The organism is Arthrobacter sp. PvP103 (assembly GCF_017833075.1).
In the GTDB taxonomy this organism is placed as follows: Bacteria; Actinomycetota; Actinomycetes; order Actinomycetales; family Micrococcaceae; genus Arthrobacter.
On sequence record NZ_JAFIBQ010000001.1, the window covers coordinates 858,338 to 884,383 of the forward strand.

Genomic DNA, 26,046 nt, shown 5'->3' on the forward strand with positions numbered 1-26,046 from the left:
AATGACTGACACCGTCTGGGCGCCGGACGGCAGCAACCTGGTGGTACACGCGGACAACGCGGAGTACCTCCCCACGCTGCCGGACGGCGCCTTCACACTCATCTACGTCGACCCGCCGTTCAACACGGGCCGCGCCCAGAGCCGCCAGCAGACCACCATGGTGCGCAACGCGGACGGCGGCGGCGACCGCGTGGGCTTCAAGGGCCGCTCCTACGACACGATCAAGGGTGCCCTGCACAAATACGACGACGCCTTCAGCGACTACTGGTCCTTCCTGGAACCAAGGCTCGTGGAAGCGTGGCGGCTGCTGGCTGATGACGGCACCCTGTACCTCCACCTGGACTATCGGGAAGTCCACTACGCCAAGGTGATGCTGGACGCCATCTTCGGCCGGGAGTGCTTCCTGAACGAGATTATCTGGGCCTACGACTACGGCGCCCGCGCCAAGTTCCGCTGGCCCACGAAGCACGACAACATCCTGGTGTACGTCAAGAACCCTGCCAAGTACCACTTCAACAGCGCTGAAGTGGACCGCGAACCGTACATGGCACCCGGACTGGTCACGCCGGAAAAGCGGGAGCTCGGTAAGCTGCCCACCGACGTCTGGTGGCACACCATCGTCTCCCCCACCGGCAAGGAGAAAACCGGCTACCCGACGCAGAAGCCCGAGGGCCTGATCCGCCGCGTGGTGGCTGCCTCCAGCCGGCCGGGTGACTGGTGCCTGGACTTTTTCGCCGGCTCCGGCACCCTCGGAGCCGTGGCCGCCAAGCTGGACCGGAAGTTCGTCTGCGTGGACCAGAATCAGCCTGCCATCGAGGTCATGTCCAAGCGGCTCAGTGCCCTGGCATCGTTTACGTCGTTCCCACCCAACTGACCCGCATATCTCGTCGTCATTCGCGGTTTCCAGAGCGTTAACTGCCAGTCAGCCGGGGGCGCGGTTCACGAGGTAACGGCAGAGCTCAAGGACGCACGACGGCGGTTCCGCTGGCCTGCTCTTCGATCCTCGCCATGACCTCGGGTGCCGTGAGGTTCTCGCCCAGCAGGTTCGGCTTGCCCGTGCCGTGGTAGTCGGAGGAGCCGGTGACCAGCAGGCCATGTTCCTCGGCGAGTGCACGCAGGTAGGCCCGGCCCTTCTCCGGGTTGTCGCGGTGGTCGATCTCCAGGCCTGCCAGGCCGGCGTCGATCATCTCCAGGTAGGTGCGCCTGCCCACCACCCGGCCGCGGGCCGACGCCACCGGGTGCGCGAACACGGGCACGCCTCCCGCCTCCCTGACCAGGGCCACGGCGACGGCCGGATCAGGGGCGTAATGCTGGACAAAGTACCGGGACTGAGACGTCAGGATCGAGGCGAAGGCCTCAGTCCGGTCCGCGACCACCCCGGCAGCCACCAGGGCGTCGGCGATGTGCGGCCGCCCCAGCGTGGCGCCCGGTGCCACATGGTGGATGACGTCGTCCCAGGTCAGCGGGTAGTCCTCGGCCAGGAGGGTGACCATGCGTTCGGCCCGGATGAGGCGCGCGTCCTTGGCCTTGGTGATTTCCTCCAGCAGGCCGGGGTGCGAAGGATCGTGCAGGTAACTGAGCAGGTGGACGCTAATGCCCTCCTCCGTACGGCAGGAAATCTCCATGCCGGGCACCAGGACAATCCCCGCGCTCCGGGCCGCCGCCGACGCTTCCGCCCAGCCGTCGGTGGAATCGTGGTCGGTCAGGGCCACTACGTCCAGGCCTGCGGCAGCGGCGGCCGCCATCACCGCTGCGGGCGCCTCCGTGCCGTCGGAAACATTCGAGTGGGCATGCAGATCAATCCTCACCTGCCCAGCCTAGTAGATGGCCGGTGCAGTCTTCGGTGCAGTGTTCGGTGGCCCCGGCCACGCAGCTGGTGAGACTATGGGACGGTGAACGATGCAGACAACACCTACAACGGTGAAAATACAGTAAGCCAGCCCCTCGAAGAGCGCGTCAACAACCGCTCGCAGCGGCCCAGTTCCGACGCCTTCAAGGCCTTCATGGCCAGCAACTGGGCGCCCTCGGCACAAGAGCTCCCCGATCGGGACGCCGTGGCCGATCACGCCGCCGCCCGGCGTCGCACCATTTCCGGCCTGTTCAAGGGCGAACGCCTGGTGGTCCCCGCCGGCCCGCTGAAGGTCCGCTCCAACGACTGCGACTACCGCTTCCGCCCCCACTCCGGTTTCGCCCACCTGACGGGCCTGGGCCTCGACCACGAGCCCGACGCCGTGCTCATTTTCGAACCGGTTGAAGAAGGAAAGGGCGACGACGGCGGGAACCACCGCGCCACCCTTTACTTCCGGCCCCTCGCCGGCCGGGACACCGAACAGTTCTATGCAGACTCCCGCTCCGGCGAATTCTGGATCGGCGCCCGCCCCACGCTGGCAGAATTCGAACGCAGGCTGGGCCTCGCCACTGCCCACATCGACGAGCTCGAACTGGCTATCACCAAGAATGTGGGCGCCCCCGAAATCGGCGGTATCTCCATCCGGCTGGTGCGCAAGGTGGACGAGAACATCGACGCCCTGGTGGACACGGCCCGCTACAACACTGCCAAGGACCCGGACAACCTGGACCTGGGCGTGCTGGATGCCCTTGATGAGAAGCTCACCGAGGCCCTCTCCGAGCTCCGCCTGCTCAAGGATGCGTGGGAAATCGAGCAGATGAAGACCGCCGTGGCCGCGACCGTGGAAGGGTTCACCGAGGTCGTCAAGGCCCTCCCCCGGGCCCTGACCCACCGGCGCGGCGAGCGCGTCGTCGAGGGAGCCTTCTTTGCCCGTGCCCGGGAAGAGGGCAATGAGCTGGGCTACGACACCATCGCGGCCTCGGGCAACAACGCCACCGTGCTGCACTGGACGCGGAACACCGGAACGGTCAACGCCGGCGAGCTCCTGCTGCTGGATGCCGGCGTTGAGGCCGATTCCCTCTATACGGCTGACATCACCCGTACCCTGCCCGCCAACGGCACGTTTACCGAGGTCCAGCGCAAGGTCTACGAGGCTGTCCTGGACGCAGCGGACGCTGGCTTCGCCGCCGCGCAGCCCGGCACCAAGTTCCGCGACATCCACACGGCCGCCACCACTGTCCTCGCTGAGCGCCTGGCGGAATGGGGCCTGCTGCCCGTGTCCGTCGAGGAAGCCATCAGCCCCGAGGGCCAGCAGCACCGCCGCTGGATGCCGCACGGCACCAGCCACCACCTTGGCCTCGATGTGCACGACTGCGCCCAGGCCAAGCGTGAGCTCTACCTGGACGGCGTCCTGACCCCGGGAATGGTGTTCACGATCGAGCCGGGCCTGTACTTCAAGAACGAGGATCTCGCGATTCCGGCGGAATACCGCGGCATTGGCGTCCGGATCGAGGACGACATCCTCATGACTGCCGACGGTCCGGTCAACCTCAGCGCCGCACTCCCCCGCAAGGCCGACGACGTCGAGTCCTGGATGGCGGGCATCTACCAGGAAGCAGAGCACGCACAGCCGTAAGCCGCTTAAACAAAAGGCCTCCGTCCGGATCAACCGGACGGAGGCCTTTGTTGTTTAAGGGGACTACTGCCGGTCGCCTCCCTCAGCGGTCTCCTGCTTGTGTCCGTCCTCCGGTTTGTGGGTATCGGTCACGCGGACACCGTACTGCGGCCGGCCGTCCGGGAGGTCCGGGTAGCGCACTGCGGGCTTCGGCGCGGCCTGATGCTGTTCCTCGGCAGCGGCCTGCGGTCCGTGGCCGGGCGCGGCGGCTGCATGCGCGCCGTAGGACGGCTGGTTCCCTGCCTCAGGCGTCCTCTGGCCGTAAGGATCATCCCAGCCCGCAGGGCGCTGGGGTCCGGGACCGTGCTGCGGTCCAGGGCTCTGCTGAGGCCCGGGACCCTGCTGGGGTCCGGGCTGGTGCCCCGGCTGTTGGAACGGCTGGGTCTGGCCATACGATGCGGCCCCGGCGGAGGCATCCGACGTGGTCATGGGCAGCTGCTGCAGCATGCGCCGTGCCTCATGGGAAGCCTCAAAGGCCACCACGACGTCGTAGTTGGTGGCCACCACCTGGCTGGTTGAGGTGAAGTCGCGCTTACCGCGTTGCATTGCGTAGGTCACGATGCCAAAGAGCATAAAGAACGCCGCGCCCATGAGCACCGAGGTCACAATCGAGAAGTAGCCGCCGGTGGGCGAAAAGAAGGACAGCATGACGCCTACGAATAAGCCAAACCACATACCGCTCAGTGCGCCCGACAACGCCACCCGGGGGTAGCTCAGCCGGCCGGTGACGCGCTCAACCATCTTCAGGTCGTTGCCCACGATGGACACCAGCTGGACGGGGAACTGCTGGTCTGCGAGGTAGTCCACCGCCTTTTGGGCGTCCAGGTAGGAGGTATACGAACCGACGGTGTCCCCGGCCGGAACCGTGCGGAACTCGTCCGGCCCGTTCGGGACACCGGCCTTGGGGGCACCAAAAATGTTTGACATACATCCATTCTTGCCCATCCGGCTGTGTGCAGGCTGAAATTCAGCTAAAAGAGAGCAGACTCGGTAGCCTGTAGGGGTGAGCACAAATATTTCGCGGGTGTTTGTTGCGCGCCTCCTCGGACTGGATGTCTTCGACCCCCTGGGCGACCGTCTCGGCAGGTTGCGCGACGTCGTCGTGCTCTCCCGCGGCACCCGGGGCGCCCCGCATGTGGTGGGCATCGTCGTGGAAGTCCCCGGTAAGAAACGCGTCTTCGTGCCGATGACCCGAATCACCTCGATCGACCAGACCCAGATCATCTGCACGGGCCTGGTCAACCTGCGCCGCTTCGAACAGCGCGGCGCGGAAACCCTCGTGGTGGCTGAGATGTTCGACCGCCGCGTGACCCTCGCCGATGGCAGCGGCGACGCCACCATCGAGGACATCGCGATGGACAAGCACCGTTCCGGCGACTGGTTTGTCAGCAAGCTCTTTGTCCGCCGGGGCCACTCCCTCTCGCCGTTGAGCCGGCTGCGCCGCAACGAGACCATGATCATCGACTGGGCCGATGCGCAGCAGGGTGCCAAGACGGAGCCGCAGGCCGCCACCCAGTTCGTTGCGACCCACGAGGACCTAAAGCCTGCCGACTTCGCCGAGGCCCTCCAGGAAATGAGCGACAAGCGCCGTTTCGAGGTCGCCAGCGAACTCCAGGACGAGCGCCTCGCCGACGTCCTGCAGGAGATGCCCGAAGGTGACCAGGTGGAAATCCTCTCCGCCCTCGACGTCAACCGCGCCGCTGACGTCCTTGAAGAGATGGACCCGGACGACGCCGCCGACCTCCTCGCCGAACTCCCCAGCGCCCAGGCGGAGGAACTGCTTCAGCTCATGGAACCCGAGGGCGCCGAAGACGTCCGCCGCCTGCTGGAGTACGACGAGGACACCGCCGGCGGTCTGATGACTCCGGTCCCGGTCATCCTCCCGCCCGAGGCCACCGTCGCCGAGGCGCTCGCCCACGTCCGCCGCGAGGAACTCTCCCCCGCCCTGGCCTCGTCGATCTTCATCGCCCGGCCTCCGCTGGAGACACCGACCGGCCGTTTCCTCGGCGTCGTCCACATCCAGCAGCTGCTGCGCTATCCGCCGCCGGAACCCCTCGGAAACCTGGTGGACAAAACCCTGGAACCGGTCTCGGACCAGGCGCACATCAGCGAGGTGGCCCGTACCCTGGCCACCTACAACCTCAACTCGCTCCCCGTGGTCAACAGCGACGGTCGGCTTGTGGGGGCGGTGACTGTTGATGACGTGCTGGATCACTTGCTCCCGGATGACTGGCGCGCCCACGAGGACGACGCCCCGATAAGGAAACTTGGAGGCCGCGTTGGCTGATAACAGCACACCCAGAACCTCCACTGCCCGGCCGGGCGGTAAAGGAGGCGGCAAAGGCAGCCTCGACACTCCGCTGAGCGGGCGTCAGCGGATCCTCCCGAAGTTCTCGCCGAACCCGGATGCCTTCGGCCAGACGACCGAGGGCTTTGCCCGCTTTATGGGAACGCCCCAGTTCCTGGTCTACATGACGGTGTTTTGCATTTTCTGGCTGGTCTGGAACACCTGGGCCCCGCTGGAGTGGCAGTTCGATTCACGCGAGCTCGGCTTCACGTTGCTGACGCTGATGCTCTCCCTGCAGGCCTCCTATGCGGCCCCGCTGCTGCTGCTCGCCCAAAACCGCCAGGACGACCGTGACCGCGTGTCGCTGCAGCAGGACCGCCAGCGCGCCGAACGCAATCTCTCGGACACCGAATACCTCACCAGGGAACTAGCGTCGCTGCGCATCGCACTACGTGAAGTTGCCACCCGTGACTACGTCCGTGCCGAACTTCGCAGCCTCCTGGAGGACATGCTGGAGGCGCAGGAAGAACTTCGCACGCATGACCCGTCCGGTACGGGAAGCCACGAATCTCCCAAGGATAAAGTCAAGGAGAAGTTGAAGGAGCGGCGAGACAAGCAGCGCAACCCGCGGACCCAGCAGATCCCCAGGGTGAAGCCGGATCATCCCAGCTACCCTGCGCACCTCAACACCCCCGAAAGCTGAGTACTGACCGTATGATCACCCCCCTGGGCCAGGCAGTGGATGCTGCACTGGCCACTGTCATCGATCCCGAACTGCGCCGCCCCATCACCGAACTCGGCATGGTGCAGTCGGTGGCCATTGACGACGACGGCCGGGTCCGCCTCGTTGTGCTGCTCACCATTGCGGGGTGTCCGCTGCGCGGCACCATCACCGCGGACTCCGAGGCCGCGCTCTCCGCGGTCCCGGGGGTGACCGCCGTCGACGTCGAGCTCAAAGTCATGACGCAGGAGCAGCGGGACGCGTTGAAAGAGCAACTCCGCGGCCCCGGCGGCCAGCGCGGCATTCCGTTCAACCAGCCCGGGTCGCTGACGAAGGTCTTTGCCGTGGCCAGCGGCAAGGGCGGAGTGGGCAAGTCCTCCGTGACGGTCAACCTCGCGTGCGCCATGGCAGCCCAGGGCCTGCGCGTCGGCATCATCGACGCCGACGTGTACGGCTTCTCGGTCCCGGCCCTCATGGGCATCGACCAGGCTCCCACCCGGGTCGACGACATGATCCTTCCGCCGGTGGCTTACGGTGTGAAAGTCATTTCGATCGGCATGTTCGTCAAGGGCAACCAGCCGGTGGCATGGCGCGGGCCCATGCTGCACCGGGCCCTTGAGCAGTTCCTCACCGACGTCTACTTCGGCGACCTGGACGCACTCTTCCTTGACCTGCCCCCGGGAACCGGGGACATCGCCATCTCCGTGGCGCAGCTGCTTCCGAAAGCCGAAATCCTGGTGGTGACGACGCCGCAGACCGCTGCCGCCGACGTCGCCGAGCGGGCCGGCGCCATCGCCACGCAGACAGGCCAGTCGGTGGCCGGGATTGTGGAGAACATGTCGTTCCTTGAAATGCCCGACGGCGGCAGGATGGAACTGTTCGGCAGCGGCGGCGGCGCTGTGCTCGCCGAACGGCTGTCCGCGACGGTCGGGGCGGACGTGCCGCTCCTGGGCCAGATACCACTGGACATCCTGTTGCGCGAGGGCGGTGACACCGGCCAGCCGATCGTTCTCGGCAGGCCCGAGACTCCTGCGGCCCAGGCGCTGACGGGGATTGCGGGAAAGCTCGCAGCAAGGCCGCGGGGCCTGACGGGAATGAAGCTGGGCCTGCAGCCCCGGTGATTGAGCCTGGTGACATCCGCCTCGGCAATTGAGCCGTTAGCCCGGCAAGTGAGCCTGCCGAAATTCCGGCCTAGGTGGCCTCGGAGTCGAACGGTGCACGCTCGCCGTCGGCCAGCCGTTCAATGACGCGTGCCGGGCGCTCTTCCGCGTAGGACGCGGCAGAGGCCGAGGCAACGGCCGCAACCGTTGCCGGCGCACCGGCGCTGACGGGCTTGGTGTCGTCGTCGAGCAGGGCTTCCTTGATGATCCGGCGGGGATCGTACTGGCGCGGGTCGTATTTCTTCCAGTCGACTTCGTCGATGTCGATCCCGACCTCGTCCTTGATCTGTTCCCGGGCGCCCGACGCCATCCGGCGGACTTCCTTGACCAGGTTCGCCAGTTTCTGGGTGTATTCGGGCAGCCGGCTGGGGCCGATCACCAGGACGCCGATGATCAGCAGAAGAAGAAACTCCGGACCGTTGATTCCAAACACCCTAGGAAGATTACCCTCTCCGGGACACTGGTGACGATTCTGACGCGTGCCGCACAATAGCAGTCACGGCGGGCAGCCCGCTCATGGCGTGAAAAGCTCCAGAATGCGCCCCAGTCCACGCTGCAGCCTTGCGGTCAGGTCTTCCGGGGCGGCCGCGGTGCTGCCGGCCGCTGCGGGCCCCGCAACGTCCTTGATACTGTGCACCGGCTTGACCGAACCTGAGCGAACCAACTCCGCCACGCCGTCGACGGCCGTGTCGGCGGGCAGGTCCGACATATAGGTAAACGTCACACCCGGCGCCTGGTAAATGGCTCGCCACGGGGCTGATGCGTTGATCCAGAGCGACCCGGGTCCGCCAGCGGGACTGCCGGCAGCACCTTGGGGCGCGGGCACGAACCCGTCGTCCGCTGCAGGACGGCCCGTCAGGATATTCGTGGGCGATGACACGGGGACGGTGGATGGTGCAGCGCCAGCCGGGCCTGGCTGCGGATGCTGTTCCAGGACGGTGGCAAAATGCTTCCCGTCGGTAAGCCTCATTTCCAGGATGCCCAGCCCCGCCACAGCTTCGCGCCGGGCCCAGAGCATGTGGAAGCCCATGTGCCGGAGCTCCGGGCAAGACCATCCCTCCGTGCGGAGCTGCGCAAGATCGGCGCTTGTCAGCATGCCGGCCGTCCCCAGGGACGCGGAACCCGTCGACGACTGCAGCCCGAAGGTGGCTTCCCCCTGCTGGACCGACGTTGCGGGTACACCGCCTGCCTCGGGCCTGGGATCACCGGCCATGAAATATGCGGCGGCAGTGACCACTCCGGCTGCGGCAACGGCTCCGCCTGCTGCGAGGCCCAGGCTCCTCAGCGCCCGGGATCCTGCAGCGGCGTGGCCGGGGGCGGGCTGCCGGCCAGCAGTGTTTTCGGCCGCATTGGGCGCCGTGGCGAGCTGCTGCGTCCGCGCCAGGAGCCTGGCCGTGAAGTCGTCGCTGGCGGCCGGGATCGAGGCGCGCCGCAGGCGCTCCAGGTACTGGCGTTCACGCCACTGCAGCGACATGCATTCGGGGCAGGACTTTATGTGTTCCGCGCCGCGTCCGCGCTTGCTGCGCGGCAGGAGTCCGCGCGTACAGTTGCCGCCAAGGCCACGCAGCAGGTTTCTCAGCTGACCCATGGAGCCGATCAGAGGATGCCGGCGATGCGGGGCAGCTTAAGCCGTGGCTTGAGGGACTGCCTGGTGCGGGGATCGCGGTGCGCCAGCTTTTCCCGGAGCATGGTGCGTCCGCGGTGGATGCGGGACCGCACGGTTCCGAGTTTCACTCCCAGCGCCTCGGCCACCTCGTCATAGGACAGGCCTTCGAGGTCGCACAGGACGACGGCGGCGCGGAAGTCCGGCGGCAGTTCCTCCAGGGCGGCCTGGACATCGAGGTCGAGGTTGTTGAATTCAAAGCTCTGTTCCGGGCCGGGTTCGCGGCCGGGCAGCCGGGATTCGGCGTCTTCGGCGAGGGCATCAAAGCGGATGCGGCTCTTGCGGCGCGCCTGGTCCAGGAAAAGGTTGGTGGTGATCCGGTGCAGCCAGCCGTCGAGGGTACCGGGCTTGAAGTTCTCCAGCGACCTGAAGACGCGGACGAACACCTCCTGGGTGAGGTCCTCGGCGTCGTACTTGTTGCCGGTCAAACGGTAGGCAAGGCGGTAGACCTTGGCGGAGTGGTTAGTCACCACTTCTTCCCAGGTTGGCCTGACCCACTCCGCTTCTGACTGGGCCACTGAATCTTCAATTGCCGGGACAGGTGCCACAACTGATGCTGACATCGTCCACTCCCCTCATGGATGGTACTAACGCCTGGACGGTGCTGACACCAGTGCTTCGGCGCCGATCACCTCCTGGATGAGCGGATAACAATCATTTCAAAGTTGGCTGGGAATTTCCTGACTATCCATGGGCTTCAGCCTTGGGCGGAATCCCGCGCGGCAGGCGCGCCAGGGATGGTGGTTCCCGTCACATCGGGCCGCAGCCACAGCCTGCCGGGCCGTCACCTCCGGGCCGGGCACCGCCGGACACAGTACGCTGTTAGGAACAATCCCCTGCCGCCCAGAAAGCGAATCCTCATGAGCGCCGATAAGTCCACGAGCTGGTCCTATGCAGAAGATCTGCCTGCCGAGGATGAAGTATTGCTGCATGCTCGGGAGCGTTCCTTTGAGCTGGGCGTGACGCCGGTCGGACCGGGCGTGGGAGCGGTGCTGACGGTACTGGCGGCAGCTTCGAAAGCCCAGACTGCTGTGGAAATCGGCACGGGTGCCGGCGTGTCCGGCGTCTGCCTGCTCCGGGGCCTTGGCCCCCAGGCGGTCCTGACCACCATCGACGTGGACGTGGAACACCTCAGGGCGGCGCGGGAGGCTTTCCAGGAAGCCGGAAGTCCCGCAAACCGCACTCGCACTATTTCCGGCCGTGCCGGCGACGTCCTGCCGCGCCTGACCGACGGCGCTTACGATCTGGTGTTCATCGACGCGGACAAGCCGGGCATCCCGGGGTATGTCGAGCAGGCCATCCGCCTGCTGAAACGCGGCGGCCTGTTGGTCATCAACGACGCCCTGGATAAGGACCGCGTGGCCAACCCGGCGGCCCGGGATTCAACCACGGTGGTTCTTCGCCAGGTGGGCAAGGCAATTCGCGACGACGAACGGCTGGCCTCGGCCATGCTGCCCACCGGTGACGGCCTGTTGGTAGCGGTCAAAAAATAAGGAAGGGCCCGCAGCCACAAGCTGCAGGCCCTACCCGAGCAAATCTATTCGGTAACGCCGACGAGGCATTCCTTGAGGTTTGCCGCCTCTGCCGCGTTAAGTTCGACCACAAGCCGCCCCCCGCCTTCGAGCGGCACACGCATAATCAAGCTGCGGCCCTCTTTGGTTACTTCCATAGGGCCGTCGCCGGTGCGTGGTTTCATAGCCGCCATGAGGAAAATCCCCTCCAATAGTCCCAGGACCTACCAGCCCGGGCGGGCTGTGGCCGCGTCGTCAATCAAGCCGCTATGGCGGCCTAGGAGCTACCGCCATGGCTGAACAGTTGTGAATGCAATTTGTTCATGCTTAACCCCTATTATCCTGTAATTACCCGGCTGTAGCTAATTGATGGATTTTCTTCATCACTTGGAAAATCGTGGCCGACTGTGTCGTGCGTCATAGTTCCGCGGACCGGCTCACGGCGGATAGTCTCCACCACCCGGCAGCTGCGCCCAGGCCCAGAGCCATACGATCCAGACAATCTGGAGCAGGACGAACATGGTGACCACGGTGCCGCGGTAGGCGCGGGAACGCGACAGGAGGGCTGCGCTCAGCGCCAGCGGAAAGAGGGGCAGGAGCATCCGGAACGTGCTGGTCTGGGGATGCAGGAATACGAGCAGATAACCCATGTAGCAGACGCACCAGAGCCGCAGCTCCGCCCCTAGCGCGGCCACCGGAGAAGACGTCATCACAAGCCCGAAGGCCGCAACAAAGACGAATGGAGCCAGCACCCCCAATACTGGGCCGAAAAGCTGGATCCCGGTGTCGAACCACGGCTTAAAGGGCACCAGGTCATGGCCGCGCCAGACGGTTTCCGTCTTGGTGTACGCCGCGGGATCGCCGGTAACGGCCCAGGCAATGGCCGGCCACATCAGGGCGCTGAGTCCGCTGACTGCGGTCAAAGCCGCCAGGCCCAGGAGGTCCCGACCGCCGGGAGGCAGGGTCTCGTCGCCGCGCCGCGTGGCGGGGCGGGTGCGCTCCCACAGGCGGTAGGCAAGCAACCCCCCAGCCATGGCGGCAAACGGAACCCCCGTGGGCCGGGAAAGGCACATCAGGACAACTACCGGCATGGCCCACAGATATCGCCTCTGCATGACCAGGAGCAGTGCCGACGCCAGCAGCAACAGGTTCAGCGACTCGGCATAGGGAACCTGGAGGACGGCGGCCACGGGAAAGGTGGAAAAGAAGACCACACCCCACATCGCCGTGCGGTGGGCGGCTTTCTGCCGAAAGAGGCGATACACCACCAGCACGGCACCCAGCCCGGCAGCCATCGCGATGAATGTGAGGGCCAGCGCGGGGTCCATTCCCGTCATGGCCGAGACTGCGCGCCCGAGCATCGGAAAGAGGGCATAGAAAGCCCAGGCGTTCTCCTGGACGTTGCCGCCGTCGTCCACGGGAAGCTGGCTCGGGTAGCCGTTCCGGAGTACCTCGCCGTACCAGCGGGCGTCCCAGATATTGATGAAGTTCCAGTAATCAGGCTTGGCGGGGAACCACGGGTTGACCCCCTGGTGAAGGGCGGCCGCCATGAAGATGCAGGCGCTCACAATCCGTGCAGCAGCGTAGACGCAGGCCACTTGCGCCCACCACGGCCACATGCCGGCGCGCGCAGCAGCGGACCCCATACGTTTGCGCAGCAGGGTATTCAGCCCCTGGTTCCCCTCCGGCACCGCCCGGCCGGCTGACGTGCCCTGCTGGCTCAAGGCCCGCTCTCCCCTGGCTGTGCGGGCGCGCGGAGTTCGGAACGCAGCCGTTCAATTTCGTCGTCCTTCGCGGCAAGCTGGTCCCGGAGGTCGTCCAGGACTTGGTCAACCTGATCCATGCGGTAACCGCGCAGTCCCAGGGCAAAACGGATCCGGTCAACGTCGGCAGGCGCTGCCTCGGCAGGAAGCAGCACCGGGGGCAGCGATGCCACGGGCTCCTCGAAACCGTCCAAAAGCGCGGACTCGGCAGACCGCCGGCGCCGAAAAATACCCGATGCGGAATCAGCTCCGAAGAAGAGCGCGGCGCCGATCAAAGCGATGGCGAGGAATATCAGGAAGAAACTCACAGGATCCATCGTGCCAGACGCCGGCGCAGCCCTTATTCCGGACGCTGGTTGCCGTTCGGCCCGCCCGCTCCGTTGCCTGCACTGGTTTCCGGCGACGGCCGGATGGCACCGTGGATCACCAGGTCCACGGCATGTGCAGGCTCGTCCACAACCTGGATGAGGCTCAGGTCCTTCTCGGAGATCATCCCGTCTTCAACGAGCGTGCCCCTGATCCAGTCGATCATGGGTCCCCAGAAGGCAGTGCCGAGGAGCACGATCGGGAACGAGGTGACCTTCCGGGTCTGGACCAGGACCATCGCTTCGAAGAGTTCGTCCAGGGTGCCCAGGCCGCCGGGAAGCACAATAAAACCCTGGGCATACTTCACGAACATCGTCTTCCGCGCGAAGAAATAGCGGAAGTTGATCCCGAGGTCCACCCACTGGTTGAGGCCCTGTTCGAACGGCAGCTCAATGCCAAGACCCACGGAAACACCGTTTCCCTGAACGGCACCCTTGTTGGCCGCCTCCATGGAGCCCGGACCGCCGCCGGTAATGACGGCAACTCCCGCTTCGGCCAGTTTGCGGCCCACTTCAACGCCCAACTCGTAGTAGACCGATCCCGGTTTGGTGCGGGCGGATCCAAACACGCTGACGGCCGGCCCCAGGTCCGCCAGGGCACCAAAGCCTTCCACGAACTCACTCTGGATCCTAAGCACCCGCCAGGGATCGGTGTGGACGAACTGGCCCGGCCCCTTGGTGTCCAGCAGGTGCTGGTCCGACATCTCCACTGCCGCCTGTTTGCGTCGCAGCTCCAGCGGACCCTTGTGACGGGTGGCAATGGGAGGTACTGGAGTTGGAGAAGGCTGCGGATCGGTACTCATCCACCAAGGCTAGCGCGGTTCGACAAGCCCCACCGTCCGGCGCGTCCGAACCCGCACCAGCGGGCATCCGGGTCGCTGACCTGCAGGTATCTCTTGAATTACGATCTGTATGAAGTTGGAGTGATTGCCGTCATATCCCGCTAATGTTCGCTAGATTCTCTCTTATGACTACTCAAGTGCCCGGCGATGCGCTCGTCTCCCTGAAAGCCGTGAACAAGCACTACGGCCAGCTGCACGTACTGAAGGACATCAACCTCAACGTCCGCAAGGGCGAAGTTGTTGTGGTCATCGGACCGTCCGGTTCCGGTAAATCGACCCTCTGCCGGGCCATCAACCGTCTGGAGACGATCGATGACGGCAAGATCGCCATCGACGGTAAGGAACTCCCGGAAGAAGGCAAGGAACTCGCCAAGCTGCGGGCCGACGTCGGCATGGTGTTCCAGTCCTTCAATCTCTTTGCCCACAAGACGATCCTCGAGAACGTCACCCTGGGGCCGATCAAGGTAAAAGGGGTGCCCAAGGCGCAGGCCGACAAGGACGCCATGGCACTGCTGGAACGCGTCGGCGTCGGACACCAGGCACCCAAGCTGCCGGCACAGCTCTCCGGCGGCCAGCAGCAGCGCGTGGCAATTGCCCGCGCCCTGGCCATGAAGCCGAAGGTCATGCTCTTTGACGAGCCCACCTCTGCCCTTGACCCGGAGATGATCAACGAAGTCCTTGACGTCATGATCCAGCTGGCCAAGGAAGGGATGACCATGATCGTGGTTACCCACGAAATGGGGTTCGCCCGTAAAGCCGCTGACCGCGTGGTGTTCATGGCGGACGGCCAGATCGTCGAGGACGCGACGCCCGAGGAATTCTTCACGAACCCGCAGAGCAACCGCGCCAAGGATTTCCTCTCCAAGCTCCTCACTCACTGATTCCCCCGAGACCGCACCAACTCAGTTCGCACCTAGGCCACCACAGTGGCCGCCAATGAAAGGTAATGTCATGAAGGCATTTTTGACCCGACGAAAGTCCTTTGTGGTTGCAGCATCAGCAGCCCTCGCTCTGACACTGAGCGCCTGCGGCGGCGGGGGCGGAACCACCAGCAATCCCTCGGTCGCCGAGAAGCCAACCTTTGCGGCAGGCAGCACAATGGAGAAGCTCTCCAAGGCCGGTTCCATCAAGATCGGCACCAAGTTTGACCAGCCGTTGTTCGGCCAGGTTGGCCTGGACGGCAAGCCCATCGGCTTTGACGTCGAGATGGGCAAACTCATTGCCGCCAAGCTGGGCATCCCTGCGGACAAGATCGAATGGTCTGAGACTGTTTCGGCCAACCGCGAACCTTTCATCGAGCAGGGCAAGGTGGATCTGGTCATCGCCACCTACACCATCAACGACAAGCGCAAGCAGGTCGTCAGCTTCGCCGGACCTTATTACGAGGCGGGACAGGCCCTGATGGTGAACAAGGACAACGACACCATCAAGAAGCCGGAAGACGTCAAGGGCAAGAAGGTCTGCTCCGTAACGGGGTCCACCCCGGCGGCCACTATCGTGGAAAAGTACGGAGCTGAACTCGTTCCCGCAGCCACCTACTCGGCCTGCCTGGAACCTCTGCGCAACAAGCAGGTGGAAGCCATCACTACGGACAACGTGATCCTGGCCGGCTTCGTGGACAAGGAACCGGAAGCCTTCAAGCTGGCCTCGGATGAAACCTTCACCAAGGAGCCTTACGGCATCGGCCTGAAGAAGGACGACACCGTTTTCCGCAACTGGATCAACGACCAGCTGGAAGAGTTCAGCAAGGACGGGTCTTACAAGAAGGCCTGGGAAGCGACCGCTGGCTCCGTCATTAAGACGGCCCCGGAACTCCCCGCCATCGACCGCTACTAAGTAGCTCGGGGCGGTTGCCGGAGTCCGCTCACCGCGGCTCCGGCAACCGCCCACCCATCTTCGCTCCCGTCCGCGACACACAGCCGAAGGATGTTATGGACGTCATCATTGAAAACCTGCCACTTTACTGGGAGGGCTTTCTCCGAACCCTGTTCCTGTCTGCCGTATCCGGAGTAATCGCCCTGGTGCTGGGAACGGTGCTCGCCGCAGCCCGGGTCTCCCCCGTTGCTGCCCTCCGCGGCTTCAGCATGACCTACGTGGAAATCCTGCGGAACACCCCCCTGACGATTGCCTTCTTCTTTGCGGCGATCGTCCTCCCCAGGCTCGGGGTGAAATTTGAGCAGTTCGAAGTGGCCGCCATTATTGCCCTCAGCGCCTACACAGCCGCCTTCATCGCCGAAGCTGTGCGCTCGGGCGTCAACAGCGTTCCCGTCGGGCAGGCCGAGGCTGCACGCAGCATCGGCATGAAATTCGGCCAGGTGCTATCCCTCATCATTCTTCCGCAGGCTTTACGGACGGTGATCCCGCCGTTGATCAACATCCTGATTGCACTCGTGAAGAACTCCTCCGTTGCCGGCGCGTTCTTCGTACTGGAATTGTTCGGCTACGGCCGCCAGCTCGCCAATGCCAACGGTGATGCTGTGCTGGCCGTTCTCCTCGGAGTGGCTTTCTTCTACCTGCTGATCACTGTTCCGCTGGGCATCCTGGCGAGCACCGTCGAACGAAAGGTGGCGATCGCCCGATGAGCTCAGTCCTGTACGACGTCCCGGGGCCAAAAGCCCGAAGGGTCTCACTGATCGGCTCTGTTGTCGGTTCACTCCTCATTCTTGGCCTGCTGGCATGGATCGTCAGCACGCTGGCTCAGCAAGGCATCTTCGAGGGACGGCGCTGGGCTATCTTCACGCGCGCGGATGTATGGGCGCTGCTCGGCAACGGCATCGGCGCAACGCTCAGCGCTGCAGCTGTTGCCGCCGTCATCGCGTTCCCCTTGGGACTGCTGCTCTGCCTGATGCGCATTTCCGACCTCGCCGCCATCCGGATCCCCACCCGGATCGTGCTGGAATTCCTTCGTGGCATGCCGGTTGTTCTAATGATGTTTTTCGTTCTGCTGGTCTTTGGCACGAACCAGTTCATCGCGGTAGTGGCAGGCCTTGTCCTGTACAATGCGGCCGTTTTCGCGGAAATCATCCGCGCCGGTATCCAATCCCTGCCGAAGGGCCAGCGCGAAGCAGGCCTGACCATTGGACTGACAAGCTTCCAGTCCCGCATGATCATTGAACTGCCACAGGCAGTCCGCCGGATGATGCCCTCACTGGTGGCCCAGCTCGTGGTACTGCTGAAGGATACGTCCCTGGGTTACATCGTCGCCTACGGTGAGCTGCTCCGTGCCGTCCAGGTCATGGCAGACTTCCTGGGAACACAGTTCCTGTTCCCGGTCTTCTTTGTGGCGGCTGCGATCTACATTGCCATCAACATCTGCGTTTCGCGCATCGCGGTCTGGATCGAACGCCGCGGCTCCAAGAAGGCCGCCGGCGGCGTGGCCAAGGCTGAGCCTGAGCCGATTGAAGCCGAAGTGGCATAGCAACCACGACGTGATGTACCAGGAAGGCCCGGATCACATGATCCGGGCCTTTCTCGCAACCAGGGTCGTCTTCCTGCCTAGTCGGCCAGCCACGTCCGAAGCGCCCGCAGGCATTCGCGGATCGCGTCGGCGTCGACGTGTTCGTCGTCCTTGTGCGCCAGCAGGGGATCGCCCGGGCCGAAGTTAACGGCAGGGATCCCCAGCTCGCTGAAACGTGCGACGTCAGTCCAGCCGTACTTGGGTTTCGGTTCCGCGCCGACCGCGGCCACGAAGGACGCGGCAGCCGGATGGTTCAGACCGGGCCGCGCGCCGGCGGCGCTGTCCGTTTTGACGACGTCGAAGCCGTCGAGAAGTTCCCGTACGTGAGCTTCCGCCTGTTCCGGGGACTTGTCCGGGGCAAAGCGGTAGTTGATCTCCACCACGCAACGGTCGGGGATGACATTGCCTGCCGTGCCCCCGTTGATCTTCACAGCATTGAGGCTTTCGCGATAGTCCAGGCCGTCCACACTGATGGTGGCCGGTTCATAGGCGGCCAGCCTGGCGAGGATAGGGGCCGCAGCATGGATGGCGTTGCTGCCCATCCAGGCCCGGGCGGAGTGCGCGGCTTCGCCGATGGTGGTTGCCTCGAAGCGCATGGTGCCGTTGCATCCGCCCTCCACAGTGCCGTGTGTCGGCTCCAGCAGGATGGCAAAGTCGCCGTTCAGGAGCTCGCCATGGTTGCGGACCAGGCGCCCGAGTCCGCTCTTCACCGCTTCCACTTCCTCGTGGTCGTAGAACACGAAGGTGACGTCCTTGCTCGGTTCCGCGCCGCCGTCGAACATTGTTGCCGCCAGTGCCAGCTGCACCGCGACTCCGCCCTTCATGTCCGTGGTGCCGCGGCCGTACAGCAGCCCTTCCCCCGGCGCGCCGGACGGCCAGAACGATGGGACGGTGCCCAGTGCCCCTTCGGTGGTCGGCAGGGGCACCGTATCCAGGTGCCCGGCCAGGATGACCCGCTCCGGGCGGCCCAGCTGGGTACGGGCAATGATGGAGTCGCCGTCCCGGACGATCTTGAGCTGCGGAATCTTGAGCAGGGCATGTTCGACGGCGTCGGCCAGTTCCTTCTCGTTGGCCGAGACGCTGTTGATGTCGATGAGCGCAGCGGTGAGGAGGGCGACGTCCTGGCGGAGATCCAGGCGGACAGAGGCGGTTTGAGCAGTCACGATGACAGTCTAGTTCGAGACCTGCCCGCGCCTCTCGATAGACTGGGACCATGACTGAAACCGCTGCCGCTTCCGCCGTGCCCGCTGACAATTCCGCCTCCGCCGACGCCCGCTCCGCCTACGGCTACGGTGTGGCCACCGTTTCCACCCGTAACGGCGAGGCTACGGTGCTCGACGTCTGGTTCCCGGCACCGTCCCTTGGAACCGCAGCGGTCAGCCTCCGGAATGTGGAAAGCGCCGATCCTGTGCTGGCCGAGATCGCTGCGGCCGGCACCGACGCGGACCGCGGCACCGAACAGCAGGTTGTATTCGTCCAGGTGCACCTTGACGAAGCCCCGGCCGATACCGCGGATGCCTACCTGCGGCTACACCTGCTCTCGCACCGGCTGGTCCGGCCCAACACCATCAACCTGGACGGCATCTTCGGCAAGCTCCCCAACGTCGTGTGGACGAACTTCGGTCCGGCTGCCGTTGAGGGCTTCGAACTGACCCGTGCAAAGCTGCGCAAGCGCGGAGCCGTGACGGTCTACGGCGTGGACAAGTTCCCCCGCATGGTGGATTACGTGGTGCCTGCAGGTGTCCGGATCGCCGACGCCGACCGCGTCCGGCTCGGCGCCTACCTTGCCGAGGGCACCACGGTGATGCACGAAGGCTTCGTCAATTTCAACGCCGGCACCCTGGGAACCTCCATGGTTGAAGGCCGCATCTCAGCCGGTGTCGTCACGGGCGACGGTACCGATGTTGGCGGCGGCGCGTCGATCATGGGCACCCTGTCCGGCGGCGGCAAGGAGAAGATCTCCCTCGGCGAACGCGTCCTGCTGGGCGCAAACTCCGGTGTGGGCATCAGCATCGGCGACGACTCGGTAGTGGAAGCCGGCCTGTACGTCACGGCCGGGACCCGCGTCCGCGTGATCGGGCCGAAGGACGCCGACGGCGAGGACACCACCCGGGTGGTCAAGGCAGTTGAGCTCTCCGGTGTGCCGAACCTGTTGTTCCGCCGCAATTCCGCGAGCGGCGCTGTTGAGGTGCTCGCCCGCAAGGGGCAGACCGTGGAACTCAACGAGGCACTCCACGCCAACTAATTCCGCCCGCCCGCAGAAGTCAACCGGCCCGTCCAGGGCCTGAGGGAGTAGCCCCGTGTCACGGAGACGCGGCCTGCGCCGCCTGCTAGTGCTGGGGCTGGCCCTGGCCCTGATTGCCGGCGGCATCTACACGGCAGTGGCCTTTATCCAGCGCTCGGAAACGCTCATTGCCGAGAAGTGCACCGCCGCCGTCGGGTCACGGAAGGCCGACCTGGCCACTGACCAGGCGGCAAACGCGGCCCTGATCACCGCCGTCGCCGTGCGCCGTGGGCTGCCGCCCAGGGCGGCGAGCATCGCTTTGGCCACTGCCATGCAGGAATCCAAGCTGCGCAACATCGAGCACGGAGACAAGGCCGGGCCGGATTCGCGCGGCCTGTTCCAGCAGCGCCCTTCGCAGGGCTGGGGCACCGAGGAACAGGTGATGGACCCGTATTATTCGACCGGGGCCTTCTTCGACGCCTTGGTGAAGATCCCGGGTTACGAGTCATTGGAAGTCACGGCTGCCGCGCAGCAAGTCCAGCGCTCAGCTTACCCCGCAGCTTACGCGGAGCATGAGGACATGGGCCGGGCCTTTGCCTCTGCCCTGACCGGGCAGTCCCCCGCTGCGCTGGACTGCACCCTCAAGTCTCCGGAGGGTGCAGGTGATGTCCAGGCCGTTCTCGCGGAAATCAACGCGGCCTTCGGGAACGTCCAGGGTTCGGCAGACGGCAGCACAATCGTGCTGCAGGCGGACGGCAGCGAGGCGTGGGCCGTTGCGCAGTGGGCTGTGGCGAACGCGAAGTCCCTTTCGGTCACGGAGGTCGGAGTGGACGGACGCAGCTGGGACCGGGCGTCCAGGAACGGATGGCAGCCCTCGGGCGCTCAGTCCGGCCAGGTCACGGTCACCGTCGCCGCCGGGGTTCCCTGACGGTCCGGGGTTCCCTGACGATCAGACGAGCAGTTCCACAACGGGTTGGACGTAGCTTCGGAACACCTCGGGCTGGGAAAGCAGTTCCTTGCTCATGATGATCTTGTCCGGCTCCAGGTACCAGGCCCGTGGTTCCGTCAGCGGAAGTTCAATAATGGTCAGCGTGAAGTCACGCGACCCGCGGCCCACTTCCAGCAGGCGGTCCTCCACCATGTCGCCGAGGAGTTGCGGGGCGCCGCTGGCCTCCCGTTCGGCTTCGAGCGCCGCATATTCGGCACGACGCTCCCGTGCCCAGGTCAGAGCCGAACCGAAGTGGGCCTGCAGCACGCGCTGGAGAGCCGGAGAGTTGCCAAAGGCCTCGAAATCCGGCGGCGTTACGTCCGGGGTCATTTGGGGATGCGCCTTGAGCAGCTGCTCCCACCAGGCCTCCCATTCCGTCTTCAGCGCACTGATTCCGCCTACTTCGGATGTGAGGTTGCTGTGGTCCACGGGACGGATTTTCGGTGCCAAATGGCTAAGCGCCGGACGCCCGGCGGAGTTGAGGCCTGCGGCGTCGCGAACATAAAGCGCGATGAGCATGGGACCCGAGGTGTCCATGGTGATTCGCCAGCCAGGACCGCCTGTTTGGTGCATCCGAATGGCCTCCCTTGGCATGTTTACTGTCCCAGTGTATTCCTGATGACTACCCACGTTAATGGCTGGTTGAAGACTAGCCCAGACTCCGCAGATGCGATGACAGGACGTCCCGGCACATCTCGGCTGTCATCCATTCCGGCTGCAGCAGGGCGTGCATCGTCAATCCGTCCAAGGTAGCCAGCAGCCTCTCCGCTTCAGTGACCAGGGCCTGGTGCCCGTCGGCGTCCTCTGTATCTCCGGGTCCGCGGAGTTCCATGATCAGCCACCCCACGACGGCGGCAACAGCGCGGTGGCTGCGGTCGGCCTCGGCGGCCAGGAACGGCCTGATCCGGGCGGCATTCTTGAACGCCATCCAGACACACGCGTCCACTGCCCGTTCCTCGTCCAGCGGGAGGAACTGGCCCAGCAGGGTTAACACGCCCTCCCCGTGCCCGGGGGTCCCGGGGCCCTGGCGGCTGAGGTGTTCCCGGGCCGCATCCAACCTGCCGGTGATCCTGTCAACCACGACGCCAAAGGAATGGGCCAGCAAGTCGTCGCTGCTGGCGAAGTAATGGCGGACGGAACCTACCGCCAATCCGGCTTCGTCAGCCACCTCACGCAGGGACGCCCGTTCCAGTCCGTCCGCCGCGATGATCCTGAAGACGGCTTCGACAACTTCCCGGCGCCGGACTGCGGCATCAACAATTTTGGGCACCCTTATTATTTAGCACAGTTGTGCCGCCAAGGTGTGGGCAACACGGGCGGAAGCCTGGCGAATTGGGATAGCGTTGAGTCCATGAGAATTCTGGTTACGGGCGGCACCGGCTACATCGGGTCCCACACTGTTCTGTCCCTGCAGGAAGCCGGCCATGAGGTAGTGGTCATCGACAACCTGGTTAATTCAAGCGAAGAGTCGCTGCGCCGCGTAGCCGAGCTCAGCGGCAAGGAGGCGGTGTTCCACAACGTAGACCTCGTGGATGAGGCGGCCGTGAATGCCGTCTTCGCTCAGGACCGGATCGATGCAGTGATCCACTTCGCCGGGCTCAAGGCCGTGGGCGAATCCGTGCGGGAGCCGCTGAAGTACTACTACAACAACCTCGTAGGCACGCTGAACCTCATCCGCGTCATGGACCGGCATGACGTCCGTTCCCTGGTGTTCAGCTCCTCCGCCACCGTGTACGGCGAGCACAATCCCATCCCCTACGTCGAAAAGATGGAGATCGGCGCCAACAATCCCTACGGCCGGACCAAGGAACAAATCGAGGACATCCTGTCGGACCTCGGGGCCGCGGACACCCGCTGGCACATCGCACTCCTGCGGTACTTCAACCCCGTGGGAGCGCACCCGTCCGGCCGGATCGGCGAAGATCCGCAGGGCATCCCCAACAATCTGGTGCCTTTCATCGCACAGGTCGCCGTGGGCCGCCGCGAGAAGCTGATGGTCTTCGGCGGCGACTACGACACTCCTGACGGAACCTGCCTGCGTGACTACATCCATGTCGTGGATCTTGCCGAGGGCCACGTCGCGGCACTCAACCACGTAGCTGACCGTACCGGAGTCTTCCGCTGGAACCTCGGCTCCGGCAAGGGGTCTTCCGTCCTGGAAGTGCTGCGCTCCTTCGAAAAGGCCGTGGGCCACGAGCTCCCCTACGAGATCACCGGCCGCCGGGCGGGAGACCTTCCGGCGTTCTGGGCTGATGCCACGTCCGCGCTGGCCGACCTGAGCTGGTCCACCACCAAGACGGTGGACCAGATGTGCGAGGACCACTGGCGCTGGCAGAAGAACAACCCCTTGGGCTACAACTCCTAGAACCGTCCGGTGGTTGAGCCCGTCGGAACCGATCTCGACAGGCTCAACCACTGGTGAAAACGAACGACGCCGACTGCGCACCTAAGGTGTGCAGCCGGCGTCGTCCTTTAAGTCACCGGTTGATAGTCGGCCCGGCTAGCTGACCGGGTAGTTGCGCTCCGGCTCTCCTGTGTAGAGCTGGCGCGGACGGCCGATCTTGGTGCTGGGATCGTTGATCATTTCGCGCCACTGGGCAATCCAGCCCGGCAGGCGGCCGATCGCAAAGAGGACCGTGAACATCTTCTCCGGGAAGCCCATGGCCTTGTAGATCAGGCCGGTGTAGAAATCCACGTTCGGGTAGAGCTTGCGCTGGATGAAGTAGTCATCACCCAGGGCCTTCTCTTCGAGGCGCATGGCGATGTCCAGCAGTTCGTCGTTACCGCCAAGCTTGCCGAGCACTTCGTGTGCCGTGTCCTTGACGATCCTGGCCCGCGGATCGTAGTTCTTGTAGACGCGGTGCCCGAAGCCCATGAGCCGGACGCCGTCTTCCTTGTTTTTGACCTTCTCCATGTAGTCCTCGGGCTTGATGCCCTCGGTCTGGATCTGGCGCAGCATCTTGAGTACTGCCTCGTTGGCGCCGCCGTGGGCAGGGCCGAAGAGTGCGTTGATACCTGCAGATACGGAGGCAAAGAGGTTCGCATTGGACGAGCCCACCAGGCGCACCGTCGACGTGGAGCAGTTCTGCTCGTGGTCCGCGTGCAGGATCAGGAGCAGGTCCAGCGCCTTGACCATGACCGGGTCCAGCTCGTACTGCTCGGCCGGGAGGCCAAAGCTGAGGCGCAGGAAGTTCTCCACGAGGTTCATGGAGTTGTCCGGGTAGAGCATGGGCTGGCCGATGCTCTTCTTCAATGCGTAGGCGGCGATGACCGGCATTTTGGCCAGGAGCCGGTAGGTGGACACTTCCACATGCTCGGCGTTGAAGGGGTCCAGGGAATCCTGGTAGAAGGTGGAGAGGGCGGATACTGCAGAGGAGAGTACCGGCATCGGGTGCGCGTCACGCGGGAAGCCGCCGAAGAAGCCCTTCAGCTCTTCATGCAGCAGGGTGTGGCGGCGGATCCGCTGGTCAAAGGCGTCCAGCTCGGTGGGCGTCGGCAGGTTGCCGTAGATCAGCAGGTAGGAAACTTCCAGGAAGCTGGAGTGCTGGGCCAGCTGCTCGATCGGGTACCCGCGGTACCGCAGGATTCCGGCATCGCCGTCGATGTAGGTAATGGCCGATGTGGTGGCCGCGGTGTTCATGAAACCGGGGTCAAAGGCAACGGCGCCTGTCTGCTTCAGCAGTTTGGAAACGTCATAGCCTTCGTTTCCTTCTACAACCTTGATGCGCGGGAGTTCGAGTTCGCCGCCCGCGTGGCGCAGGGTTGCGCTGGTGGTCTCAGTCATGGAGTCTCCTCATGAGGCGCCAGGGCCTCTCTGTAGAAAGCTTGATCCAACCTCCGGTGGAGCCGCCCGAGGAGCCTGCAAGGCAGGGATTCCAACGGCCGGGCTGCCTTCTTGTAGAAAGCCACCATTGATAGTCAGTTAAAAAGTACCGCTCCAAGGCAAGGTGACACTAATCCGGTAGTGCCTAAATGCCCCTAAAACGCCCCCGTTGTGTTGCGTGTCACATCATTGTTACGGACCCGTAGCCACTAAGTGCCGGCGGTCAGCCGTGCCACTGCCGCGTCGATCCGCTCGTCCGCGGCAGTCAGCGCCACCCGGATGAACCCGTTGCCGGCGTCGCCGTAGAAGACGCCGGGCCCCACCACGATTCCTAGCTCGGCCAGCCTGCCCACGGTGTCCCACGTTGCCTCTCCGGCAGTGCACCACAGGTAGAGCCCGGCCCTGGACTCGTGGATTGTCAGCCCGAAGGCCTCGAGTGCCGGAACTATCCGTTCCCGCCGTCCGCGGTAAAGGTCTTTCTGGGCCTCTACGTGGGCATCGTCCCCGAGTGCGACCCGCATTGCTTCCTGCACCGGGTAGGGAACGATCATGCCGGCGTGTTTGCGGCTGTTGACCAGGTTGGCCATGATCACCGCATCGCCCGCGACGAACGCGGCGCGGTAGCCCGCAAGGTTTGACTGCTTGCTCAGCGAATACACCGCGAGCAGGCCGTCATGGGATGCTCCGGCAACGCGGGGGTCCAGGATGCTGGGCACCGGGTGGCCGCCGCGCTGGACGTCCCACTCCCCCCAGCCGAGCTCCGCATAGCATTCGTCGGACGCAACCACGGCGCCTAGCCCTCGGGCCTGGTCCACGATCCGCTTCAACGATGCGGCGTCACGGACGCTTCCCGTGGGGTTGGCCGGCGAGTTGACCCAGACGAGCCGGACGCGCTGCCGTGTGTCGTCATCCAGTTCATCAAGGTCGTCGGCCGCAATCTGTTCAGCGCCGGCGAATGACGCCCCGATGTCGTACGTGGGGTAAGCAACGGTAGGACGGACGACGACGTCTCCGGGCTTCAGGCCCAAGAGGAACGGCAGCCAGGCCACAAGTTCCTTCGACCCGACGGTGGGCATCACGTCCCGGGGGTCCAGCCCGGGAACGCCGCGGCGGCGCGCGAACCAATCGGCGATCGCTGCGCGAAGTTCCGGCGTTCCATGCACCGTGGGGTACCCCGGAGCGTCAGCGGCCCGCTGGAGCGCCTCCTGGATCAGCGCGGGCGTATGGTCCACGGGCGTGCCGATGGAAAGGTTGACTGCCCCTCCGGGGTACTCCGCGGCCCTGGCAAGATACGGTGCCATGGCTTCCCACGGGTAATCGGGCAGGCTGAGTCCGAAGCTGCGTACCGCGGAGGTCACGCCAGACGCCTCAGTGATCCTGGTTCTGGGGCGGCAGGGCGGCAATCATCGGGTGGTCGGTGTGCGTGTTGCCCACCTTAGCGGCGCCGCCGGGAGAACCCAGCTCGTCGAAGAATTCAACGTTGGCCTTGTAGTAGTCGGCCCACTCATCGGGGGTGTCATCCTCGTAGTAGATGGCTTCGACGGGGCAGACCGGCTCGCAGGCGCCGCAGTCGACGCATTCGTCCGGATGAATGTAGAGGGACCGCTCACCCTCGTAGATGCAGTCGACGGGGCATTCCTCAATACATGCCTTGTCCTTGACATCTACACACGGCTGCGCGATTACGTACGTCACGTCCCTTGCCTCTCCACGTTGGT

Annotated in this window: 28 protein-coding genes; 13 read left to right on the plus strand and 15 right to left on the minus strand. The window is 64.7% G+C overall.

The features are described from left to right. The first annotated feature begins 1 nt into the window (after position 1). Positions 2 to 874, plus strand: a complete 873-nt coding sequence (locus JOE41_RS03935; RefSeq protein WP_011692626.1) for a site-specific DNA-methyltransferase — start codon at positions 2 to 4, stop codon at positions 872 to 874. A gap of 85 nt (positions 875 to 959) precedes the next feature. Here the strand turns inward: JOE41_RS03935 and JOE41_RS03940 are convergent, their stop codons facing one another. Then, positions 960 to 1,808, minus strand: coding sequence for a PHP domain-containing protein (locus tag JOE41_RS03940; RefSeq protein ID WP_011692627.1), 849 nt, complete (start codon positions 1,806 to 1,808; stop codon positions 960 to 962). A gap of 84 nt (positions 1,809 to 1,892) precedes the next feature. Here JOE41_RS03940 and JOE41_RS03945 point away from each other — a divergent pair, with 84 nt between their 5' ends. Beyond that, a complete protein-coding gene (locus tag JOE41_RS03945; RefSeq protein ID WP_209751002.1) occupies positions 1,893 to 3,485 on the plus strand; it encodes an aminopeptidase P family protein in 1,593 nt (530 codons plus the stop codon). 63 nt (positions 3,486 to 3,548) lie between these two features. Here the strand turns inward: JOE41_RS03945 and JOE41_RS03950 are convergent, their stop codons facing one another. Next, positions 3,549 to 4,451 carry a general stress protein gene (locus tag JOE41_RS03950; protein ID WP_011692629.1) on the minus strand — a complete coding sequence of 301 codons (903 nt, stop codon included), beginning with the start codon at positions 4,449 to 4,451 and terminating at the stop codon, positions 3,549 to 3,551. Between the two features lie 76 nt (positions 4,452 to 4,527). On the opposite strand from JOE41_RS03950, the gene JOE41_RS03955 reads away from it, so the two are divergent. From JOE41_RS03955 to JOE41_RS03965, 3 genes are read left to right on the plus strand one after another with little or no spacing between them, the layout of a single operon-like run. After that, positions 4,528 to 5,811, plus strand: coding sequence for a magnesium transporter MgtE N-terminal domain-containing protein (locus JOE41_RS03955; protein ID WP_011692630.1), 1,284 nt, complete (start codon positions 4,528 to 4,530; stop codon positions 5,809 to 5,811). Then, on the plus strand, positions 5,792 to 6,514 hold the full coding sequence (locus JOE41_RS03960) for a DUF1003 domain-containing protein (RefSeq protein WP_043429917.1): 723 nt from the start codon (positions 5,792 to 5,794) through the stop codon (positions 6,512 to 6,514). Before JOE41_RS03955 ends, JOE41_RS03960 begins: the two co-directional genes overlap by 20 nt. 11 nt (positions 6,515 to 6,525) lie before the next feature. Further along, the gene (locus tag JOE41_RS03965; RefSeq protein ID WP_209751004.1) at positions 6,526 to 7,653 is read left to right on the plus strand and encodes an Mrp/NBP35 family ATP-binding protein; all 1,128 of its coding nucleotides are present in this window, start codon (positions 6,526 to 6,528) and stop codon (positions 7,651 to 7,653) included. Positions 7,654 to 7,723: 70 nt separating this feature from the next. Here JOE41_RS03965 and JOE41_RS03970 read toward each other — a convergent pair whose 3' ends face one another. From JOE41_RS03970 to sigE, 3 genes are all read right to left on the minus strand, one after another. Then, the gene (locus JOE41_RS03970; RefSeq protein ID WP_011692633.1) at positions 7,724 to 8,125 is read right to left on the minus strand and encodes a hypothetical protein; all 402 of its coding nucleotides are present in this window, start codon (positions 8,123 to 8,125) and stop codon (positions 7,724 to 7,726) included. An 81-nt stretch (positions 8,126 to 8,206) separates the two neighbouring features. After that, complete coding sequence (locus JOE41_RS03975; RefSeq protein WP_245200619.1) at positions 8,207 to 9,280, minus strand: anti-sigma factor; 1,074 nt, start codon at positions 9,278 to 9,280, stop codon at positions 8,207 to 8,209. 8 nt (positions 9,281 to 9,288) lie between these two features. Next, on the minus strand, positions 9,289 to 9,918 hold the full coding sequence (gene sigE, locus JOE41_RS03980) for an RNA polymerase sigma factor SigE (protein ID WP_011692635.1): 630 nt from the start codon (positions 9,916 to 9,918) through the stop codon (positions 9,289 to 9,291). Positions 9,919 to 10,215: 297 nt separating this feature from the next. Here sigE and JOE41_RS03985 point away from each other — a divergent pair, with 297 nt between their 5' ends. Further along, positions 10,216 to 10,848 carry an O-methyltransferase gene (locus tag JOE41_RS03985; protein WP_011692636.1) on the plus strand — a complete coding sequence of 211 codons (633 nt, stop codon included), beginning with the start codon at positions 10,216 to 10,218 and terminating at the stop codon, positions 10,846 to 10,848. 44 nt (positions 10,849 to 10,892) lie between these two features. On the opposite strand, the gene JOE41_RS03990 is transcribed toward JOE41_RS03985, so the two are convergent. From JOE41_RS03990 to JOE41_RS04005, 4 genes are all read right to left on the minus strand, one after another. After that, a complete protein-coding gene (locus JOE41_RS03990; RefSeq protein WP_009357720.1) occupies positions 10,893 to 11,060 on the minus strand; it encodes a DUF3117 domain-containing protein in 168 nt (55 codons plus the stop codon). 243 nt (positions 11,061 to 11,303) lie between these two features. Continuing rightward, a complete protein-coding gene (locus tag JOE41_RS03995) occupies positions 11,304 to 12,512 on the minus strand; it encodes a hypothetical protein (RefSeq protein ID WP_245200911.1) in 1,209 nt (402 codons plus the stop codon). Between the two features lie 74 nt (positions 12,513 to 12,586). Then, positions 12,587 to 12,946, minus strand: coding sequence for a DivIVA domain-containing protein (locus JOE41_RS04000; RefSeq protein ID WP_209751008.1), 360 nt, complete (start codon positions 12,944 to 12,946; stop codon positions 12,587 to 12,589). Positions 12,947 to 12,969: 23 nt separating this feature from the next. Beyond that, positions 12,970 to 13,797: a TIGR00730 family Rossman fold protein gene (locus JOE41_RS04005; RefSeq protein ID WP_011692639.1), complete on the minus strand. Its 828-nt coding sequence runs from the start codon at positions 13,795 to 13,797 to the stop codon at positions 12,970 to 12,972. A 164-nt stretch (positions 13,798 to 13,961) separates the two neighbouring features. Between JOE41_RS04005 and JOE41_RS04010 the strand changes: the two genes are divergently transcribed. The 4 genes from JOE41_RS04010 to JOE41_RS04025 all read left to right on the plus strand — a co-directional run bounded on the left by JOE41_RS04010 (position 13,962) and on the right by JOE41_RS04025 (position 17,254). Beyond that, complete coding sequence (locus JOE41_RS04010) at positions 13,962 to 14,717, plus strand: amino acid ABC transporter ATP-binding protein (protein WP_043429919.1); 756 nt, start codon at positions 13,962 to 13,964, stop codon at positions 14,715 to 14,717. A 70-nt stretch (positions 14,718 to 14,787) separates the two neighbouring features. Next, positions 14,788 to 15,672 carry a glutamate ABC transporter substrate-binding protein gene (locus JOE41_RS04015; protein WP_209751010.1) on the plus strand — a complete coding sequence of 295 codons (885 nt, stop codon included), beginning with the start codon at positions 14,788 to 14,790 and terminating at the stop codon, positions 15,670 to 15,672. Positions 15,673 to 15,767: 95 nt separating this feature from the next. Then, complete coding sequence (locus JOE41_RS04020) at positions 15,768 to 16,418, plus strand: amino acid ABC transporter permease (protein ID WP_011692642.1); 651 nt, start codon at positions 15,768 to 15,770, stop codon at positions 16,416 to 16,418. After that, positions 16,415 to 17,254 carry an amino acid ABC transporter permease gene (locus JOE41_RS04025; protein ID WP_011692643.1) on the plus strand — a complete coding sequence of 280 codons (840 nt, stop codon included), beginning with the start codon at positions 16,415 to 16,417 and terminating at the stop codon, positions 17,252 to 17,254. Before JOE41_RS04020 ends, JOE41_RS04025 begins: the two co-directional genes overlap by 4 nt. 77 nt (positions 17,255 to 17,331) lie before the next feature. Here JOE41_RS04025 and dapE read toward each other — a convergent pair whose 3' ends face one another. After that, the gene (gene dapE / locus JOE41_RS04030) at positions 17,332 to 18,456 is read right to left on the minus strand and encodes a succinyl-diaminopimelate desuccinylase (protein WP_011692644.1); all 1,125 of its coding nucleotides are present in this window, start codon (positions 18,454 to 18,456) and stop codon (positions 17,332 to 17,334) included. A 50-nt stretch (positions 18,457 to 18,506) separates the two neighbouring features. On the opposite strand from dapE, the gene dapD reads away from it, so the two are divergent. Both dapD and JOE41_RS04040 read left to right on the plus strand, forming a co-directional pair. Next, positions 18,507 to 19,538, plus strand: coding sequence for a 2,3,4,5-tetrahydropyridine-2,6-dicarboxylate N-succinyltransferase (gene dapD, locus JOE41_RS04035; protein ID WP_209751012.1), 1,032 nt, complete (start codon positions 18,507 to 18,509; stop codon positions 19,536 to 19,538). A gap of 55 nt (positions 19,539 to 19,593) precedes the next feature. Then, positions 19,594 to 20,445, plus strand: a complete 852-nt coding sequence (locus JOE41_RS04040; RefSeq protein ID WP_209751014.1) for a hypothetical protein — start codon at positions 19,594 to 19,596, stop codon at positions 20,443 to 20,445. Positions 20,446 to 20,466: 21 nt separating this feature from the next. Here JOE41_RS04040 and JOE41_RS04045 read toward each other — a convergent pair whose 3' ends face one another. Beyond that, positions 20,467 to 21,078: a hypothetical protein gene (locus JOE41_RS04045; protein ID WP_011692647.1), complete on the minus strand. Its 612-nt coding sequence runs from the start codon at positions 21,076 to 21,078 to the stop codon at positions 20,467 to 20,469. 76 nt (positions 21,079 to 21,154) lie between these two features. Further along, positions 21,155 to 21,775 carry a TetR/AcrR family transcriptional regulator gene (locus tag JOE41_RS04050; RefSeq protein ID WP_209751016.1) on the minus strand — a complete coding sequence of 207 codons (621 nt, stop codon included), beginning with the start codon at positions 21,773 to 21,775 and terminating at the stop codon, positions 21,155 to 21,157. An 81-nt stretch (positions 21,776 to 21,856) separates the two neighbouring features. Between JOE41_RS04050 and galE the strand changes: the two genes are divergently transcribed. Beyond that, the gene (gene galE / locus JOE41_RS04055) at positions 21,857 to 22,870 is read left to right on the plus strand and encodes a UDP-glucose 4-epimerase GalE (RefSeq protein WP_011692649.1); all 1,014 of its coding nucleotides are present in this window, start codon (positions 21,857 to 21,859) and stop codon (positions 22,868 to 22,870) included. Positions 22,871 to 23,005: 135 nt separating this feature from the next. On the opposite strand, the gene JOE41_RS04060 is transcribed toward galE, so the two are convergent. The 3 genes from JOE41_RS04060 to fdxA all read right to left on the minus strand — a co-directional run bounded on the left by JOE41_RS04060 (position 23,006) and on the right by fdxA (position 26,023). After that, the gene (locus tag JOE41_RS04060) at positions 23,006 to 24,289 is read right to left on the minus strand and encodes a citrate synthase (RefSeq protein WP_011692650.1); all 1,284 of its coding nucleotides are present in this window, start codon (positions 24,287 to 24,289) and stop codon (positions 23,006 to 23,008) included. 248 nt (positions 24,290 to 24,537) lie between these two features. Then, complete coding sequence (gene dapC / locus JOE41_RS04065) at positions 24,538 to 25,686, minus strand: succinyldiaminopimelate transaminase (protein ID WP_209751018.1); 1,149 nt, start codon at positions 25,684 to 25,686, stop codon at positions 24,538 to 24,540. 10 nt (positions 25,687 to 25,696) lie between these two features. Beyond that, complete coding sequence (gene fdxA, locus JOE41_RS04070) at positions 25,697 to 26,023, minus strand: ferredoxin (protein ID WP_011692652.1); 327 nt, start codon at positions 26,021 to 26,023, stop codon at positions 25,697 to 25,699. Between the last annotated feature and the right edge of the window lie 23 nt (positions 26,024 to 26,046).